Genomic DNA, 17,058 nt, shown 5'->3' with positions numbered 1-17,058 from the left:
TTTCTCCCCCCGGGGCGCGTTGCGTCCCGGGGGGCTCTGATCTGATCCCCGAAAACTGGACCGTTTGAAGCTGGAGATTTCCGCGTCAAAATCCCCTGGCTGGGAGGAGCGGAGACGATGAAGGCATCGAAGTTTTCGGACGCGCAGAAGGCGTTCATCCTGAAGCAGGGAGCGGACGGCGTGGCGGTGGCGGATATCTGCCGGCGGGCCGGGATCAGCCAGGCGACCTACTTCAACTGGAAGAAGAAATACGAGGGGCTCGCCCCGCTCGAGATGAGGCGGCTGAAGCAGCTCGAGGATGAGAACACGAAGCTGAGGGAGCTCGTGGCCGACCTCTCGCTCGACAGGGAGATGTTACAGGATCATCCGGCCTAAAATCGATCCACAGGATCGATTTCTTGACGGCCTCCTATCCGCCGAAAAATCTGAGGCCTGGTCGCAAGCGCGAGCTCGTCGGCATGATGTGTGGCGAGTGGCAGGTGTCGATCCGCCGGGCCTGTGTGCGGCTCTGGAGTTCGACCGGTCCACGTACCACTACCGATCCTGCCGACCCGACCAGGCCCCCTTGGCGGTGATCCGGGACCATTTACTGGACCGCCGGAAGCTGGAGTTTCCGGCCGGCTTCACGGCGGTGGGTTGGGTGCGCCGCCGGGGTTCTGCAGTGAGATCGGAGGCTTGTGGCCGATCCTCGTTGTAGTATCTGGGCCAACCCTCCATCTTTTCGGCCGCGTCGGCAAGCGTCAGGAACCAATGCGTGTTCAGGCACTCGCTCCGGAAGCGACCATTGAATGTGAGGAGGGATCAGGAATTGATCCGGTGGATCAATCCCCCTACGGAACAACGCGTTGTCGGTGGGCTTTCCCGGCCGGGAGAAGTCCAGCGTCACCCCCTTCGCATAGGTCCACAGATCGAGGTCGCGGGAGACAAATTCCGAGCCCTGGTCGACCCGGATCGTTCGCGGATAGCCGACCTTGGCGCAGACCTTTTCCAGGGTCGGGACCACGTGCTCCGCCCGATAGCTGAAACGCGGATCGACGACCGGCGAGAGGCGCGAGAAGGTGTCGACCACGGTCAGCACCCGGATCTTGCGGCCGGTAGCCAACTGGTCGTGGACAAAGTCCATCGCCCAGACATCGTTCGGCCGGGTGGCCGGCGCCCGGTCCTCTCGCAACTTCGCCTTCACCCGATGCTTCGGCGTCTTGTTGCGCAGCTGAAGGCCTAACTCATTGTAGATCCTGCGGGTCCGCTTCTGGTTGATCGCCCAGCCCTCCCGCCGCAACAATACCTGCACACGCCGGTAGCCATAGCGGACTCGGGTTTCACAGATCGTCCTGATGCAGGCCGCCAAGGGGGCCCGGTCGGGTCGGCAGGATCGATAGTGGTACGTGGACCGGTCGAACTCCAGAGCCGCACACAGGCCCGGCGGATCGACACCTGCCACTCGCCACACGTCATGCCGACGAGCTCGCGCTTGCGACCAGGCCTCAGATTTTTCGGCGGATAGGAGGCCGTCAAGAAATCGATCCTGTGGATCGATTTTAGGCCGGATGATCCTATAACATCTCCCGGTCGAGCGAGAGGTCGGCCACGAGCTTCCTCAGCTTCGTGTTCTCATCCTCGAGCTGCTTCAGCCGCCTCATCTCGAGCGGGGCGAGCCCCTCGTATTTTTTGTTCCAGTTGAAGTAGGTCGCCTGGCTGATCCCAGCCCGCCGGCAGATATCGGCCACCGGCACTCCATCCGCTCGCTGCTTCAGGATGAACGCCTTCTGCGCGTCCGAAAACTTCGATGCCTTCATCGTCTTCCGCTCCTTCCAGCCAGAGGATTCTCGCGCCGAAATCTCCAGCTTCAAACGGTCCAGTTTTCGGGGATCAGATCACTAAGGCCGGAAACTCCAGCTTCCGGCGGTCCAGAAAATGGTCTCGGATCATCGGGAACCGGAACTCTCAGTCTACGCGGAAGCGAAACCGGAGGCGGAACCATTGTTCTCGCCGCCGAAAATTCCTATGTCGGCGAAACAACTGTTGCCGGCGTTGCTCTCCAGATCAGCTCCGACAAACACTTGGGCGATGCCCGCGGCATGCTGCAGATGGCGTTCGCCACGCTCGCGACGACCGCTGACATAACTTCCGACCGCTGGGTCGAGCTTTACGCCGATAGCACCTTCACCCCCGATGCCAACACCTCGCGTCGTTGCGGAGGCCGGCGGGCTGATCAAGCGCGGGGTGGGCACGCTGGTCCTGAACGGCGCGAATACCTATGCCGGCGGCACAACCCTCTATGAGGGGACGCTGACTGTCGGCGCCAACGACGCCCTGAGCACCGGCACGGTGACCGTTGCCGGCAACGCAACGCTGGATTTCGCCGCGGCGGCCACCGCGAATCAGCAACACCATGGTGCTGAACACCGGCGTCACCGGCACGCTGAACGTCTCCGGTTCGGCAACGCTTGCATGCGCAATTTCCGGCGCAGGCGCATTGACGAAGACAGGGTCGGGCACGCTGGTCCTCACCGGCGCCAACAGCTCTGCCAGCACGCTGACGATCGCTGAGGGCACCCTCACCGCCGGGGCGGCGGGCGCGCTCTTCAGCAGCGCGGCGGTCAGCATCGCCGACGGTGCGACGCTGAACCTCACCGCCAGCCAGACCGTCGCCGGCCTGAGCGGCGACGGCACGGTCACCACCAACACCTACCGGCCGCCCCTCGACTCCGCGAACAACAGCACCTTCAGCGGCACCATCACCAATACCGGCAATGCCTGGGACAGTTCCTACGGCACCTTCACCAAGACGGGCAGCGGCGTCCTGACGCTGGCCGACGCCACCATCACCGGCGGCGAGGCCTATATCGAGGGCGGCTCGATCGCCGTCGCCAGCGGCACGACCGCAATCGACTATCTCGCGGTCGGCACCGGCACGACGTCCGGCACGGCGAACACCGGCACCCTCACCGTCACCGGCGGCACGCTCAATATCGGCGTCGCGCTGCAGGTCGGCGACTGGGGCGGCACCGGCACGGTGAACCAGACCGGCGGCACCGTGAACGTGCAGGCCAGCTGCGGCGACCTCTCGCGCTGCGCCAGCCTCAATATCGGCAATCAGGGTGGTACCGGCACCACCACCATTTCCGCCGGCACGCTGCAGATCGGCAATGGCGGCACCACAGGGTCGGTCGTCGGCGACATCGTCAACAACGCCAATCTGGTGTTCAACCGTTCCGACACCTACACCATCACCGGCGCCATCAGCGGCAACGGCACGCTGACCCTCACCGGCGGCGGCACGGCGGTGTTTGGCTCGTCCTATTCGGGTCAGGTGACGCTGCAGAACTCGACGACCGCGCTGGTGGAGGGATCGACGACGACGGCCACCTTCGTGGTGAATGCCGGCGGCGTGCTGGGCGGCTCGGCCACCATTGCTGGCCTCACCGTCAACAGCGGCGGCGTGGTGGCGCCGGGCTATTCCCCGGGCACCCTGACCATCAACGGGCCGGTGGCCTTCAACAGCGGCTCGATCTATTCCGTGGATGTGACGCCGCAGGGCGCGCATGACCTCATCGTCGCCTCCGGCAATGTCACGCTCTCCTCGGGGGCGAGCGTGAAGGTGGTGGCGACGCCGGGCACTTATGACCGCCAGAGCCAGGTCACCATCCTGACCACCTCCGGCACCGTGACGGGCAAGTTCGGTACGGTCAGCTCGAACTTTGCCTTCCTGCGGCCGACGCTGACCTACGACCTGCACAATGTCTATCTGGACCTCGTCTATAGCGGCGCCGAATTCGTCGACTACGCGCAGACGCCGAACCAGGCCCATGTCGCGGTGGCGGCACAGGCGCTCGGCGAGGGCAATGCGGTGTTCGAGGCGCTGCTGATGCTGCCCGACAGCGCGGTGGCCCCGGCGCTGAACCAGCTGACCGGCGAGATCTACCCGTCGGTCAACACCGTGATCCAGCAGGAGAGCGTCTATCTGCGCGACGCGGTCGGCGCCCGCCTACGCCAGGCGGATATGGGCACGGATGCCAGCGCGCTCGGCTACGCCGCCAAGGCGGCGGGCCCGGCGACGGCAGCGCTCAGCCGCGAACTCGCCCCCACGCTGTGGGCGCAAGGCTACGGCGCCTGGGGCGATGCCTTCGGCAATGGCAATGCGGCGACCATCTCCTCCTCGATCGGCGGTTTCCTCGGCGGCGTCGACGCGGCCCTCGCCGACAATGTCCGCGGCGGCGTGGTGACGGGCTACAGCCGCTCGACCTTCGCTGTCGACGGTCGCTCCTCGTCCGGCTCGATGGACAATGTCGATCTGGGCGTCTATCTCGGCGCGCAGTTCGGCGCCCTCGGCCTGCGCGGCGGTGCCTCCTACAGCTGGCACGATATCGATGTGGAGCGTACCGTGGCCTTCCCCGGCTTCGCCGAACAGGAGAGCGCGAGCTACATGGTCGGCACCACGCAGATCTTCGGCGAGGCCGGCTATCGCATGGCCTATGCCGGCTACGAGATCGAGCCCTTCGTCGGTCTCGCCTATGTCGGCGTGGCCGGCGGCTCGGCCAGCGAGAGCTGGCTCAACGCGGCGGGGCTCGCGGTCGATGTCGCCGGGCAGGACACGTTCTACTCCACGGTCGGCGCGCGGATGGCGACCTCCTTCGAGTGGGGCGGTCGCACCGTGACGCCGAGCGCGACGCTCGGCTGGCAGCATGCCTTCGGCGACACCAACTCGACGGCGACGATGCGCTTCCTGTCCGGCACCACGCCCTTCGAAATCCAGGGCGTGCCGATCGCGCAGGACACGCTGCTCGTCGGCGCCGGCCTCGCCTATGGCCTGTCCGATACGGTCACGCTCCAGCTGAACTATGCTGGGCAGATCGCCGCGCAGGCGAGCCAGAACGCCTTCAGCGCCCAGTTCTCGGTGAGGTTCTGACCGGATGCCGCAGACCTGCGCCCGCCGCCCCGCGTCGCCGCCGAAACGGCGTCCTCACACGGCGTCGCCGTGCCGCAGCCGCGGCCGGCGCCGCTCAAATCCCTTCCCTCGCGTTCAAGAAAGAGCAGAGACATGCATGCGAGCCTGAAAATGCTCGGCGCCGCCCTGATGGCCGGCGCGCTTATCGCTGGGCCCGCGCAGGCGCAGCAGACCACCACCGCCCCGGTTCAGGCGACCCAGCCCCGTCCGGCGGCGCCCGCCGCCGCCCGTCCGGCGGCGCCGGCCCCTGCGGCCGCTGCGGGCGACGCGTCGCAGCCGGCCGAGACCACGGCCACCTATCAGGACTGGTTGATGCGCTGCGTCACCCCGGCCGACCAGCCGCGCGCCTGCGAGGTGATCCAGAAGCTGCAGGTGCAGGGCCAGGGACTCGTCGCCACCATCGCCGTCGGCCGGGCCGAACCGAAGTCGCCGATGATCATCCTCATCCAGGTGCCGCAGGGCGTGTGGCTGCCGGCCGGGATGTCGCTGAAGATCGGAGAGAACGGCAAGGAGCTGGATCTCGAATATAAGCGCTGCGCGCAGGTCTGCGTCGCCGAAGCCCAGCTCGACGCGGCCATGGTGCAGACCATGAAGACCACCGCCGAGGCCGGCAGCTTCACCTTCCAGGACGGCGCCCAGCGTCCCGTTACCCTGCCGGTGTCATTCAAGGGTTTCGCGCCCGCGCTCGACGCCAGCCTCAAGCCCTGATCCCTGCTCACCGAAGGCCGCAGTCCACCCGGCTGCGGCGCTCCTTCCTCTCTACGAAAGCTCCTCCCATGTCGGCCGGCACGCCAATTCCTGCACCCGGGCTTCCGCCCTTTTACGGCTCCCCCGCGCTTCTGCGTTTCCCTGACCATCGCCTGATCGGTCTGCGCGAGGGCGTTGATTGCGGCTTCGCCCGGTCGGCAACGGCGATCCCGCTGGTGGCGAGCGAGTTCGTTCACGTCCAGCGCAGCTATCCCATCGTGTTCGCGACCGACGAGGGCGCCGCGCCGCTGGCGGTAACCGGTCTCACCGCTGGTCAGAACCTGTTCGTGCGCGCGGAAGGGGGCTGGACGGAAGGCGACTATGTGCCGAGCTATGTGCGCCGCTACCCCTTCATCGGCATGACGCCGGGCGAGGGTGAGGCGATCCTGCTGGGCGTGGATCTTTCCGCCCCGCATGTGACCAATGACGCGGTGCGCGACGGCGCGCGCCCGCTCTTCGCCGAAGACGGCACGGCGACCGAGGTCGCGACCGCCGCCATCGCCTTTTGCGAGGCGTACGCGGTCGAGCACGAGCGCACGCGCGCCTTCGCCGCCGCGCTCGAATCCGAAAACCTCCTGACCGGCCGCGAGGCCCGCGTCACCCTGCCGGACGGAACGGAGAAGCTGATCCAGGGCTTCCGCCTGGTCGATGAAGCGGCGTTCCGCGCGCTTTCCGGCCCGACGCTGGAAACCTTCCACACCAATGGCTGGACGGACCTCATCGTCCTCCACCTCGCCTCGCAGCAGGCCTGGCGCGGCCTCGTCGCCCGCGCTTTCCCGGCAGCCTGAGGCGCTTCAGCGGAGCGGCGGCGCGCCAGTAGCGCCGCCGCTCGCAAACGGCCTCACAAGCCAAACCGGGTGACAGGCCGCAACGCCGGTGCCCAAGCGCGACAGTCAGCGATGGCGCCGGCCCGGGCACGGCAAAGCCGAAGGTCAGCCTCCCACGAGCGGCACGCGGCCTCGACCCATCTGCGCTTTCGCGGAATTGCCCGGCCAAGATCATTTCACCGTTTCATGGAAACAGTGAAATGATCTAATTTTTTATTTTGTCGCGTTTTCTTCACGCGAACCGGCAGCCACTTCGCTCGAAAACGCTCTAAGCGCCCTCGGGCGCCGGCGGCTCCGCGAGTTCGTCATTGGCGATGTCGGCGCTGCGCCGTACCGGATGCGGCCCTTCCCCATCCTTGGCCATGGCGCGAATGCGCTTGCCGATTTCCGGATGTCGGCGGATCACCTCCGCCAGCGATTCCGCTTCCAGGATGAGCAGCATGCTGCGCATCCGCGCGCGCGCCGTGGCGGCGCGGTGCGTCTGGTGCAGCAGCGCCATCTCGCCGAAGAACTGCCCCTCACCCAGCACATGCACGCTGTCGGCGAATTCCAGCTCCACCTCGCCCGAGGCGATGAAATACATGGAGCGCGCCACCTCGCCGCGACGGGCGATCACCTCGCCGGGTTGCGCGGTATGGGCGGAGAGCATCTTGTGGATCTCGCCAATGCCCGACGCGTCGAGATCGGCGAACAGCGGCACCCGCGCCACCATGCCCCAGGTGATGACGAAATCCCGGCGCTTGATCACATCGACGAAGGACGTGGCGATGATGCCGACCGGCAGGGCGATCATCACGATGCCGGTGACCATGGTGAGGCTGGCGATGATCCGGCCGGCGACGGTGACGGGATAGACATCGCCATAGCCAACCGTGGTCACCGTCGCCATGGCCCACCACATCGCCGCCGGAATCGAGCCGAGGTGTTCGGGCTGGACATGGCCTTCCGCCACATACATCGCCGAGGCGGCGACGAGCACGGCGGCCGACAGCAGCCAGAAGCACGCCATCAGCGCCTGACTTTCGCGATGCAGCACTTCGAGCAGCGACTGCATGCCCGGCGAATAGCGCACCAGCTTGATGAAACGCAGCAGGCGGAAGATCGCCAGCGTGACGAGATTGACCCCGAACGCCGCCGACAGCACGAAGGGAAGCCAGGCGATGAGATCGACAATCGCCACCGCCGTGCGCGCATAGCGCAGCCGCGCCCGCAGCGGCGAGAGGCCGCGATAGCGCGGATTCTCCGGCGCCACCCAGAGACGCAGCGCATATTCGAGCGCGAACACCAGCAGGGACAGCCGCTCGAAGCCGAGAAAGGCGCGGTAATCGCGCAGATACAGGCTCGGCACCGTCTCCAGCACGGCGACGACGACGTTGAGCACCACCAGCACGATCAGGCCGATTTCGACCCGATGCGCCGTGCGGTCATGCGCGGCGTCGCGCTCCAATATCTCGTAACAGCGCCGCCGCCGCGCGCGCCATAGCGACGCCGTCGACCCGCCGGGCTCGTGTCTGCGCGCCGCCATCAACGGCCACTCCCCCGCCCCTCGGCGCGATCAGCCGGCGAGCGCGCTCTCGATCGCCGCCAGCGCTTCGGCCGCACGGGCGCCGTCCGGCCCGCCCGCCTGCGCCATGTCCGGTCGCCCGCCGCCGCCCTTGCCGCCCAGCGCCTCGGCGCCGCGCCGCACCAGCGCCACCGCGTCGAACCTCCCGGTCAGATCCTCGGTGACGCCGACCACCAGCCCGGCGCGGCCATCGTCGGTGACGCCGACAATCGCCACCACGCCGGAACCGATGCGCTTCTTGCCCTCGTCGACCAGGCTCTTGAGATCCTTGGGCTCGATGCCGGTGACCTCGCGCGCCAGTAGCTTGACATCGCCGACGCTGCGCACCGGCTCTTCCGCCCCCGCACCGCCGCCCATGGCCAGCTTGCGCCGCGCCTCGCCCAGCTCGCGCTCGAGCTTGCGGCGCTCCTCGACCAGAAGGGCGAGACGGGCTTCAACCTCCGCGACCGGCGCCTTCAGCAGCGCCGCCGCGCCCTGCAGCGCCTGGCGGTCGGCGGTCAGCGCGTGGCGGGCGGCATCGCCGGTCATCGCCTCGACCCGCCGCACGCCGGCACCGACGGCGCTTTCGCTGACCAGGCTGATGACGCCGATATCGCCCGTGCGCCCGACATGGGTGCCGCCGCACAGTTCGATCGAATAGGGCGCGCCATTGCCGGGATCGGTGCCCATGCTGACGACGCGGACCTCCTCGCCATATTTCTCGCCGAACAGCGCCCGCGCGCCGGAGGCGATGGCATCATCCACCGCCATCAGTCGGGTCACCACCGGCTCATTGCGCAGCACGATGCGGTTGGCGAGGTCCTCGACCTGCCGCAATTCGTCCGCTTCCACCGGCTTGGGGTGCGAGAAGTCGAAACGCAGCCGATCGGGCGCGACCAGCGAGCCCTTCTGCGCCACATGATCGCCGAGCACGCGGCGCAGCGCCTCGTGCAGCAGATGGGTGGCGGAATGATTGGCGCGGATGGCCTGGCGGCGCTCGGCGTCGACGGTGAGCGCCAGCGCACTACCGACCTTGAGCGTGCCGCTCTCGACCGTGACCTCATGCACGAACACGTCGCCGAGCTTCTTCTGCGTACCGGTGACGCGGACCTTGAGCCCGTCCTCGCCGGTAAAGAAGCCGGTATCGCCGGTCTGGCCGCCGGATTCGCCATAGAACGGCGTCTGGTTCAGCACCACCAGGCCGGTAGCACCGGCGCCCAGCTCCGCGACCTGCCGCCCGTCAGTGACAAGCGCCGTCACCGTGCCCTCGGCACTCGTCGTGTCATAGCCGAGGAACTCGGTCGCCCCGGCATCCTCGCGCACCGCGAACCACACCGTATCGGTCGCCGCCTCGCCCGAACCGGACCAGGACGCGCGGGCCTCAGCCTTCTGCCGCGCCATGGCGGTGTTGAACGCCTCGACATCGACGCCAACGCCACGCGCGCGCAGCGCATCCTCGGTGAGATCGAGCGGGAAGCCGAACGTGTCGTAGAGCTTGAACGCCGTTTCGCCGGAGAATTTCGCGCCGGCCTCCAGGCCCTCGCTCTCCGTCTCGAGGATGGACAGGCCGCGTTCCAGCGTCTTGCGGAAGCGGGTTTCCTCGAGCCGCAGCGTCTCCGCCACCAGCGCCTCGGCGCGCACGATCTCCGGGAAGGCCCGGCCCATTTCGCGCACCAGGATCGGCACCAGGCGGTGCATCAGCGGATCGCGGGCGCCAAGCAGCTGGGCATGGCGCATGGCGCGGCGCATGATGCGGCGCAGCACATAGCCGCGCCCCTCATTGGAGGGCAGCACACCATCCGCGACCAGGAAGGTGGAGGCGCGCAGATGGTCGGCGATCACCCGGTGGCTCGCCTTTTGCGGGCCGTTGGCGGGCACGTCGGTCAGTTCCTCGACGGCGCCGGTGAGCGCACGCATGAGGTCGATCTCGTAATTGTCGTGCGTGCCCTGCAGCACAGCGGAGATCCGCTCCAGCCCCATGCCGGTGTCGATCGACGGGCGCGGCAGCCGCACACGCTCACCGCCCGGCAGCTGCTCGAACTGCATGAAGACGAGATTCCAGATCTCGATGAAACGGTCGCCATCCGCGTCGGCCGAACCGGGAGGGCCGCCGGCAATATGCGGGCCGTGGTCGAAGAAGATCTCGGAGCACGGGCCGCAGGGGCCGGTATCGCCCATCTGCCAGAAATTGTCCGACGTGGCGATGCGGATGATGCGCTCGTCCGGCAGGCCGGCAATGCGCTTCCACAGCCCGAAGGCTTCGTCATCCTCGTGGTAGACGGTGACGAGCAGCTTCTCCACCGGCAGTTCGAACTCGCGGGTGATCAGGTTCCACGCGAGCTCGATCGCGTTCTCCTTGAAGTAGTCGCCAAAGGAGAAATTGCCGAGCATCTCGAAGAAGGTGTGATGCCGTGCGGTATAGCCGACATTGTCGAGGTCGTTGTGCTTGCCGCCGGCACGCACGCATTTCTGAGAAGTGACCGCCCGCGAATAGGGCCGCTTCTCGATGCCGGTGAAGACGTTCTTGAACTGCACCATGCCGGCATTGGTGAACATCAATGTCGGGTCGTTGCGCGGCACGAGCGGGGAGGAGTCGACCACCTGATGCCCATTGCGGGCGAAATAGTCGAGGAAGGTCGCGCGAATCTCGTTTACGCCGCTCATGAACCCGGGTCCGCCGATGCTGGATAGCAGCGCCGCGAAAGGCGCCGACCCGCACCGACCGGCGCGGGCGCAACGGTTCTAACGACGCATCAACACCTTGTCCAGAAAGCAGCGGGGCGTCGTCCCCGCTCCGCTGCCGTCCAGGCGCTCAACAGCCGGAGATGCCGCAGGCAGGCCCGCCGCCACCCCGGCCGAGGCCTCACTCGGCGTCGTCGCCGTCCTCGCTCTCTTCGCTGCCCGCGAGGATCTGCTCGGCAATGAGGCCGGCATTCTGGCGGATGGTCGCCTCGATGCGTCCGGAAACCTCGGGGTGCTGGCGCAGGAAGGTCTTGGCGTTCTCGCGACCCTGGCCGAGGCGCTGGCTGTCATAGGAGAACCAGGCGCCGGACTTCTCGACCACGCCGGCCTTGACGCCGAGGTCGATCAATTCGCCCATCTTGGAGACGCCCTCGCCATACATGATGTCGAACTCGACCTGCTTGAAGGGCGGCGCCAGCTTGTTCTTCACCACCTTGACGCGGGTCTGGTTGCCGACAACCTCCTCGCGCTCCTTGATCGCGCCGATGCGGCGGATGTCGAGGCGGACGGAGGCATAGAATTTCAGCGCATTGCCGCCCGTGGTGGTTTCCGGGCTGCCATACATCACGCCGATCTTCATGCGGATCTGGTTGATGAAGATCACCATGGTGTGGGAGCGGTTGATCGAGGCAGTGAGCTTGCGTAGCGCCTGACTCATCAGCCGCGCCTGCATGCCGGGCTGATTGTCGCCCATCTCGCCGTCGAGTTCCGCCCGCGGGGTGAGCGCCGCGACCGAATCCACCACCAGCACATCCACCGCGCCGGAGCGCACCAGCGTGTCGGCGATCTCCAGCGCCTGCTCGCCGGCATCGGGCTGCGAGATCAGCAGATTGTCGAGGTCCACGCCGAGCTTGCGGGCATAGATCGGGTCCAGCGCGTGTTCGGCGTCGATGAAGGCGCACACGCCGCCCTTCTTCTGCGATTCCGCGATGGTGTGCAGGGCGAGCGTGGTCTTGCCGGAGGATTCCGGCCCGAAAATCTCGATCACCCGCCCGCGCGGCAGGCCACCAATGCCGAGGGCAATGTCGAGGCCGAGCGAGCCGGTGGAGACCGTCTCGATCTCCATGATCTTGTCGTTCTTGCCCAGCCGCATGATCGAGCCCTTGCCGAAATGGCGCTCAATCTGGGTCAGGGCGGCGTCGAGCGCCTTGGACTTGTCCATGGAAGATCCTTCAACGAGTCGCAGAGTCGATTGAGTCATTGCCGGGCTCCGGGCTGGGCGCAAGGGGAAAGGGCGGCGGGGCAGAGGTTACCGCACTTGTACTCTGTTTGTTCGATGTTCGCAATATGTTCTCGTTGCGAAACCGCAGCCGCGCACGCCTGTCAGTTCGCTTCCGGGCCGAGGCGGCGCACATAGTCCAACACCGGCTCCCATTCGCCCTCGGCCACCGCCAGAGCGAGGTAACCATCGGGCCGCACCAGCTCGATGCCGCCGGGCACCGGGTTCGTGCGCATCACCGTATCGAGCAAGGCCATCGGCAGATCGTCCGGCGGCGGGGTCACGCCGTCGCCGAGCCGCAGGGTGAAGCGCGGCGTATCGCCCGCGCCATAGGGCGGCTCACCCGGCAGCGGCGGCAGGCGTTCGCCGGCGCGCGGGCCCGCGCCCCAGGAAGCGCCGTTGAGCGGGCTGTCGGCGTAGTGGATCGCGGTCTCGGTGAGCTCGCCAGCGAGGGCGTGCCGCACCGGTGCGAGGCCAAGCACGAAGGGCATGACGATGTTGCGCAGCTGCCGCGCCACCGGATTGCTCAGTGTGCTGAGCCGGATCAGCCGGCCGGAGGTGGCGATCACCTCCGCCCCCACCGCCCGCCGTTCCGGGTCGTAGCTGTCGAGCAGCAGCGGCGAGGTCGCGAGGCCGCGCAGCACCAGAGCGAGTTTCCAGGCAAGGTTCACCGCGTCCTGCATGCCGGTGTTCATGCCCTGCCCGCCGGCAGGGCTGTGCACATGGGCGGCATCGCCGGCGAGGAAGACGCGCCCTACCCGGTAGCTCTCCACCTGCCGCTCATTGATGCGGAAGGACGTCGTCCACAGCGGCTCGGTCAAAGTGATGCCGCCGGGCCCGCGCCGGTCGAGCAGCGCCTGAAAGCCGGCCATATCAGGAGGTGGCGGCGCCGTCGGCGCAGGGTTCGGGCCGAGGCCGATGATGACGCGGTAGCGCCCGGGCGCCAGCGGGAACAGCACCGCCGGCCCGTCACGGTGCAGGCAGGTGGCGAATTCGTCGACCGGGAACGGCATGCCGGTGAGATGAAAGTCGCCCTGCGCCCAGTCGCTGCCCAGCGTCTCGCCGGCAAAGGCGAGGCCAAGCCGGTGGCGCACCGGGCTATGGGCGCCGTCGCAGCCGATGAGCGCGGAAAAATGGGCGGTCTCCTCCCGCCCATCGGCGCGGCGGAGCGTGGCGGTGACGCCGTCCTCGTCCGGGGTGAAGTCCGCCAGCGCCGTGGCCAGTTCCGGCCGCACGCCGCGCGCCTCCAGATGATGCAGCAGAATGCGCTCGGTCTCGCTCTGCGGCAGCATCAGCACGAAGGGATAGGGCGATTCAATCTCGGCGAGCGGCACGCGGGCGAGGGTCTTGCCATCGGCCAGCATATGCGCCGCGATCACCTTGTTGCCGCCGGCGATGAGCTCGGCGGAAAGGCCGCCGCCGGCGCGGTCCAGCAGTTCCAGCGTGCGCGGCCAGATCGCCACGGCGCGGGAGGTGGTGGCGCGCGCGGTCATCGGGTCGACGATCCGCACCGGGATGCCATAGCGCGCCAGTTCCAGCGCCATCACCAGCCCGACCGGGCCGGCGCCGGCGATGAGAACGGGATCGGGATGGCGGTCGGGACGGCGGTCGGTCATGCGCGTTCCCCCGGGCCGAACGGCGCGCGGCGCTGTCGGCGCGGCAAAAGTAAAGGCCCGTCGCGCCGGGCGCAACGGGCCTTGCAGGAGCCGCCCCTCCCCGCCACAGGGCGGAGAGGCAAGCCGTCAGGCGATCACTTCACCAGGTCGAAGCGGTCGGCGTTCATCACCTTGGTCCAGGCGGCGACGAAGTCGCTGAGGAACTTCTCCTGCGCGTCGTCCTGGGCATAGACCTCGGCATAGGCGCGCAGGATCGAGTTCGAGCCGAAGACCAGATCGACACGGGTGGCGGTCCACTTCGCCGCGCCGGTCTTGCGGTCGCGCAGCTCATAGATGCCGTTGCCGACCGGGGCCCACTTGTAGGCCATGTCGGTGAGGTTGACGAAGAAGTCGTTGGTCAGCGCGCCTTCGCGGGCGGTGAACACGCCATGCTTGCTGCCGCCATGATTGGTGCCGAGCACGCGCAGGCCGCCGACCAGCACGGTCATTTCCGGCGCGGTGAGGCCCATCAGCTGGGTGCGGTCGAGCAGCATTTCCTCGGGGGTGACGACATAGTCCTTCTTCAGCCAGTTGCGGTAGCCGTCATGCAGCGGCTCCAGCACGCTGAAGGAGGCGGCGTCGGTCTGGGCGTCGGTGGCGTCGCCCCGGCCCGGTGCGAACGGCACGGTGACATCGTGGCCGGCCGCCTTAGCCGCCAGCTCGATGCCGACATTGCCGCCGAGCACGATCACGTCGGCGAGGCTGGCGCCGGTCTCGGCCGCGATGCCTTCCAGCACACCGAGCACCTTGGCGAGGCGGGCGGGCTCATTGCCTTCCCAGTCCTTCTGCGGGGCGAGGCGGATGCGCGCGCCATTGGCGCCGCCGCGCATGTCGGAACCGCGATAGGTGCGGGCGCTGTCCCAGGCGGTGCTCACCAGTTCGCTGATGGTGAGGCCGGCATTGATGATCTTCGCCTTCACCGCCGTCACGTCATAGTCGGTGGGGCCGACGGGAACCGGGTCCTGCCAGATCAGGTCTTCGGCCGGCACGTCCGGGCCGATATAGCGGGCCTTCGGGCCCATGTCGCGATGGGTCAGCTTGAACCAGGCGCGGGCGAAGGTGTCCTTGAAATATTCGGGATCGGCCATGAACTTCTGGCAGATCGCGTTGTAGATCGGGTCGACCTTCATCGCCATGTCGGCGTCGGTCATCATCGGGTTGTGGCGGATCGAGGGGTCGCTGGCATCGACCGGCTTGTCCTCTTCCTTGATGTCGATCGGTTCCCACTGCCAGGCGCCGGCCGGGCTCTTGCGCAACTCCCATTCATGGCCGAACAGCATCTCGAAGAAGCCCATGTCGAACTTCGTCGGGTGCGTCGTCCACGCGCCTTCGAGGCCGGAGGTCACGGCGCGGCTGGCGAGGCCGTTCTGGTTCGGGTTGGACCAGCCCATGCCCTGGTCTTCCAGCGCGGCGGCTTCCGGGTTGGGGCCGAGCGCCTTGGCGTCGCCATTGCCATGGGTCTTGCCGACCGTGTGGCCACCGGCGGTGAGCGCGGCGGTCTCTTCGTCGTTCATCGCCATGCGGGCGAAGGTCTCGCGCACCTGCGCCGCGGTCTTCAGCGGGTCGGGCTTGCCGTTCACGCCTTCCGGGTTGACGTAGATGAGGCCCATCTGCACGGCGGCGAGCGGGTTCTCCATCGTCGAGGGGTCGTTCACATCGGTGTAGCGGTTGTCGCTCGGCGCCAGCCACTCGCGCTCGGAACCCCAATAAGTGTCCTTGGAGGGATGCCACACATCGGCGCGGCCGAAGCCGAAGCCGAAGGTCTTCAGCCCCATGGTCTCATAGGCAATGGTGCCGGCGAGGACGATCAGGTCGGCCCAGCTCACCTTGTTGCCGTACTTCTTCTTGATCGGCCACAGCAGGCGGCGGGCCTTGTCGAGGCTCACATTGTCCGGCCAGGAATTGAGCGGGGCGAAGCGCTGGTCGCCTGTGCCGCCGCCACCGCGCCCGTCCGCGAGGCGGTAGGAGCCGGCCGCGTGCCACGACATGCGGATCATCAGCCCGCCATAATGGCCCCAGTCCGCCGGCCACCATTCCTGGCTGTCGGTCATCAGCGCGCGCATATCGGCCTTCAGCGCGTCGAAATCGAGCGTCTTCACCTGCTCGCGGTAATTGAAGTGCTCGCCGAGCGGGTTGGTCTTGGTGTCGTGCTGGCTGAGAATGTCGAGATTGAGCGCCTTGGGCCACCAATCCATGTTCGACGTGCCGGTTTCGGTGATCGCGCCATGCATCACCGGGCACTTGCCGGCCGGCCTGTTCGTGATGTCGTCCATTGCAGTCTCCGATCGTGAGAAGAGGCCGGCGGCGAGCTTCGCCCGGCGCGCGCCCGGGCACGCGAGGCGCGCCGGGCAGGCGTTTGGAATTGGAAGAGGTCTTATCGTAGGCGCGGGATAATGAAAATTTGCATTTTCTAATTGCCACGATAATCTGAGCTTATGACCGACATTTCCATGCGGCATCTGCGCTATTTCGAGGCGCTGGCCCAGCACGGCCATTTCGGCCGGGCGGCGGAGGCCTGCGCCATCTCGCAGCCGGCGCTGTCGCTGCAGGTGAAGGAGCTGGAGGAAATTCTCGGCGCGCCGCTGGTGGAGCGCGGCCCGCGCCAGATCCGGCTCACCCGGCTCGGCGAGGATTTCGCCGCCCGCGCGCGCAATATCCTCCGGGCGGTCGAGGAACTGGGCGATCTCGCCCGCGCCTCGCACAGCCCGCTGGCCGGACGGGTGCGCATCGGCGTCATCCCCACCATCGCACCCTATCTGCTGCCCGCCGTGATGCAGCTTCTGGGCGAGCGCTTTCCCGGCCTCGACCTGCGCCCGCGCGAAGCGGTGACGCAGCGCCTCGTCGACGATCTCATCGACGGGCGGCTCGACACCGCCCTCGTCGCCCTGCCCGTCTCCGAGCCCTCGCTGAGCGAACATGCGCTGTTCGAGGAGGAGTTCGTCCTTGTGCGCCCCGCAAGCGAGGCGGCACTGCCGGTGCCGAATTCCGAGACATTGCGCACCATGCGCCTGCTGCTGCTGCAGGAAGGCCATTGCTTCCGCGAACAGGCGCTTTCCTTCTGCAATCTTTCCTCGCAGCTGCCGCGCGACCTGATGGAGGGCAGTTCGCTGACCACGCTGGTGCAGATGGTCGGCGCCGGCATCGGTGTCACGCTGATTCCGCAAATGGCCGTGGGCATTGAAACGCGCTCCGCCGCCGTCGCGGTCGCCCGGCTGGCGACGCCCCGCCCCACCCGCACCATCGGCATGGTCTGGCGCCGGACCAATCCGCTCGCTGCCTCCTTCGAGCGGATGGCGGACATCGTCCGCGAGGCCGCCATGGCCGAACCCGGCACACCGGTTCCGCCGGGCGAAACCCTCGGCTAGAACGGGAGGCAG

The 17,058-nt window shown here is 67.4% G+C and carries 10 protein-coding genes and 2 pseudogenes; 6 read left to right on the top strand and 6 right to left on the bottom strand.

The genetic code is table 11. From position 1 onward, the window contains the following. Positions 1–117: 117 nt before the first annotated feature. A pseudogene (locus K9D25_RS13885) lies at positions 118–568 on the top strand (transposase); the annotation flags it as partial. A gap of 55 nt (positions 569–623) precedes the next feature. Here the strand turns inward: K9D25_RS13885 and K9D25_RS13880 are convergent. Continuing rightward, a pseudogene (locus K9D25_RS13880) lies at positions 624–1,796 on the bottom strand (IS3 family transposase). 427 nt (positions 1,797–2,223) lie between these two features. Between K9D25_RS13880 and K9D25_RS24935 the strand changes: the two are divergent. The 4 genes from K9D25_RS24935 (at position 2,224) to K9D25_RS13860 (ending at position 6,483) form a co-directional block, all read left to right on the top strand. After that, positions 2,224–2,550 carry an autotransporter-associated beta strand repeat-containing protein gene (locus K9D25_RS24935; RefSeq protein ID WP_432207880.1) on the top strand — a complete coding sequence of 109 codons (327 nt, stop codon included), beginning with the start codon at positions 2,224–2,226 and terminating at the stop codon, positions 2,548–2,550. Further along, complete coding sequence (locus K9D25_RS13870) at positions 2,477–4,909, top strand: autotransporter outer membrane beta-barrel domain-containing protein (RefSeq protein ID WP_244376073.1); 2,433 nt, start codon at positions 2,477–2,479, stop codon at positions 4,907–4,909. The genes K9D25_RS24935 and K9D25_RS13870 overlap by 74 nt, the downstream gene beginning before the upstream one ends. A 132-nt stretch (positions 4,910–5,041) precedes the next feature. Continuing rightward, complete coding sequence (locus K9D25_RS13865; protein WP_244376071.1) at positions 5,042–5,656, top strand: invasion associated locus B family protein; 615 nt, start codon at positions 5,042–5,044, stop codon at positions 5,654–5,656. A 68-nt stretch (positions 5,657–5,724) separates the two neighbouring features. Beyond that, positions 5,725–6,483 (top strand): SapC family protein, encoded by a 759-nt coding sequence (locus K9D25_RS13860; RefSeq protein ID WP_244376069.1) that lies wholly within the window; start codon positions 5,725–5,727, stop codon positions 6,481–6,483. A 307-nt stretch (positions 6,484–6,790) separates the two neighbouring features. On the opposite strand, the gene K9D25_RS13855 is transcribed toward K9D25_RS13860, so the two are convergent. The 5 genes from K9D25_RS13855 to katG form a co-directional block, all read right to left on the bottom strand. Further along, entirely contained in the window at positions 6,791–8,047 is a 1,257-nt protein-coding gene (locus tag K9D25_RS13855; protein ID WP_244376067.1) for a cyclic nucleotide-gated ion channel, read from the bottom strand. Positions 8,048–8,077: 30 nt separating this feature from the next. Continuing rightward, entirely contained in the window at positions 8,078–10,729 is a 2,652-nt protein-coding gene (gene alaS, locus K9D25_RS13850; protein ID WP_244376065.1) for an alanine--tRNA ligase, read from the bottom strand. 199 nt (positions 10,730–10,928) lie between these two features. Then, positions 10,929–12,008, bottom strand: a complete 1,080-nt coding sequence (recA, locus tag K9D25_RS13845; protein WP_244376063.1) for a recombinase RecA — start codon at positions 12,006–12,008, stop codon at positions 10,929–10,931. A gap of 122 nt (positions 12,009–12,130) precedes the next feature. Continuing rightward, complete coding sequence (locus tag K9D25_RS13840) at positions 12,131–13,642, bottom strand: FAD-dependent monooxygenase (RefSeq protein WP_244376061.1); 1,512 nt, start codon at positions 13,640–13,642, stop codon at positions 12,131–12,133. A 134-nt stretch (positions 13,643–13,776) separates the two neighbouring features. Next, a complete protein-coding gene (gene katG / locus K9D25_RS13835; protein WP_244376059.1) occupies positions 13,777–15,954 on the bottom strand; it encodes a catalase/peroxidase HPI in 2,178 nt (725 codons plus the stop codon). Positions 15,955–16,116: 162 nt separating this feature from the next. On the opposite strand from katG, the gene K9D25_RS13830 reads away from it, so the two are divergent. Next, the gene (locus tag K9D25_RS13830) at positions 16,117–17,046 is read left to right on the top strand and encodes a hydrogen peroxide-inducible genes activator (RefSeq protein ID WP_244376057.1); all 930 of its coding nucleotides are present in this window, start codon (positions 16,117–16,119) and stop codon (positions 17,044–17,046) included. Positions 17,047–17,058 lie beyond the last annotated feature (12 nt).

Source organism: Ancylobacter polymorphus (assembly GCF_022836935.1).
Lineage (GTDB): Bacteria > Pseudomonadota > Alphaproteobacteria > Rhizobiales > Xanthobacteraceae > Ancylobacter > Ancylobacter polymorphus_A.
Note: the sequence above shows the minus strand (reverse complement) of the source record. Positions and strands in the feature narration are given on the sequence as shown.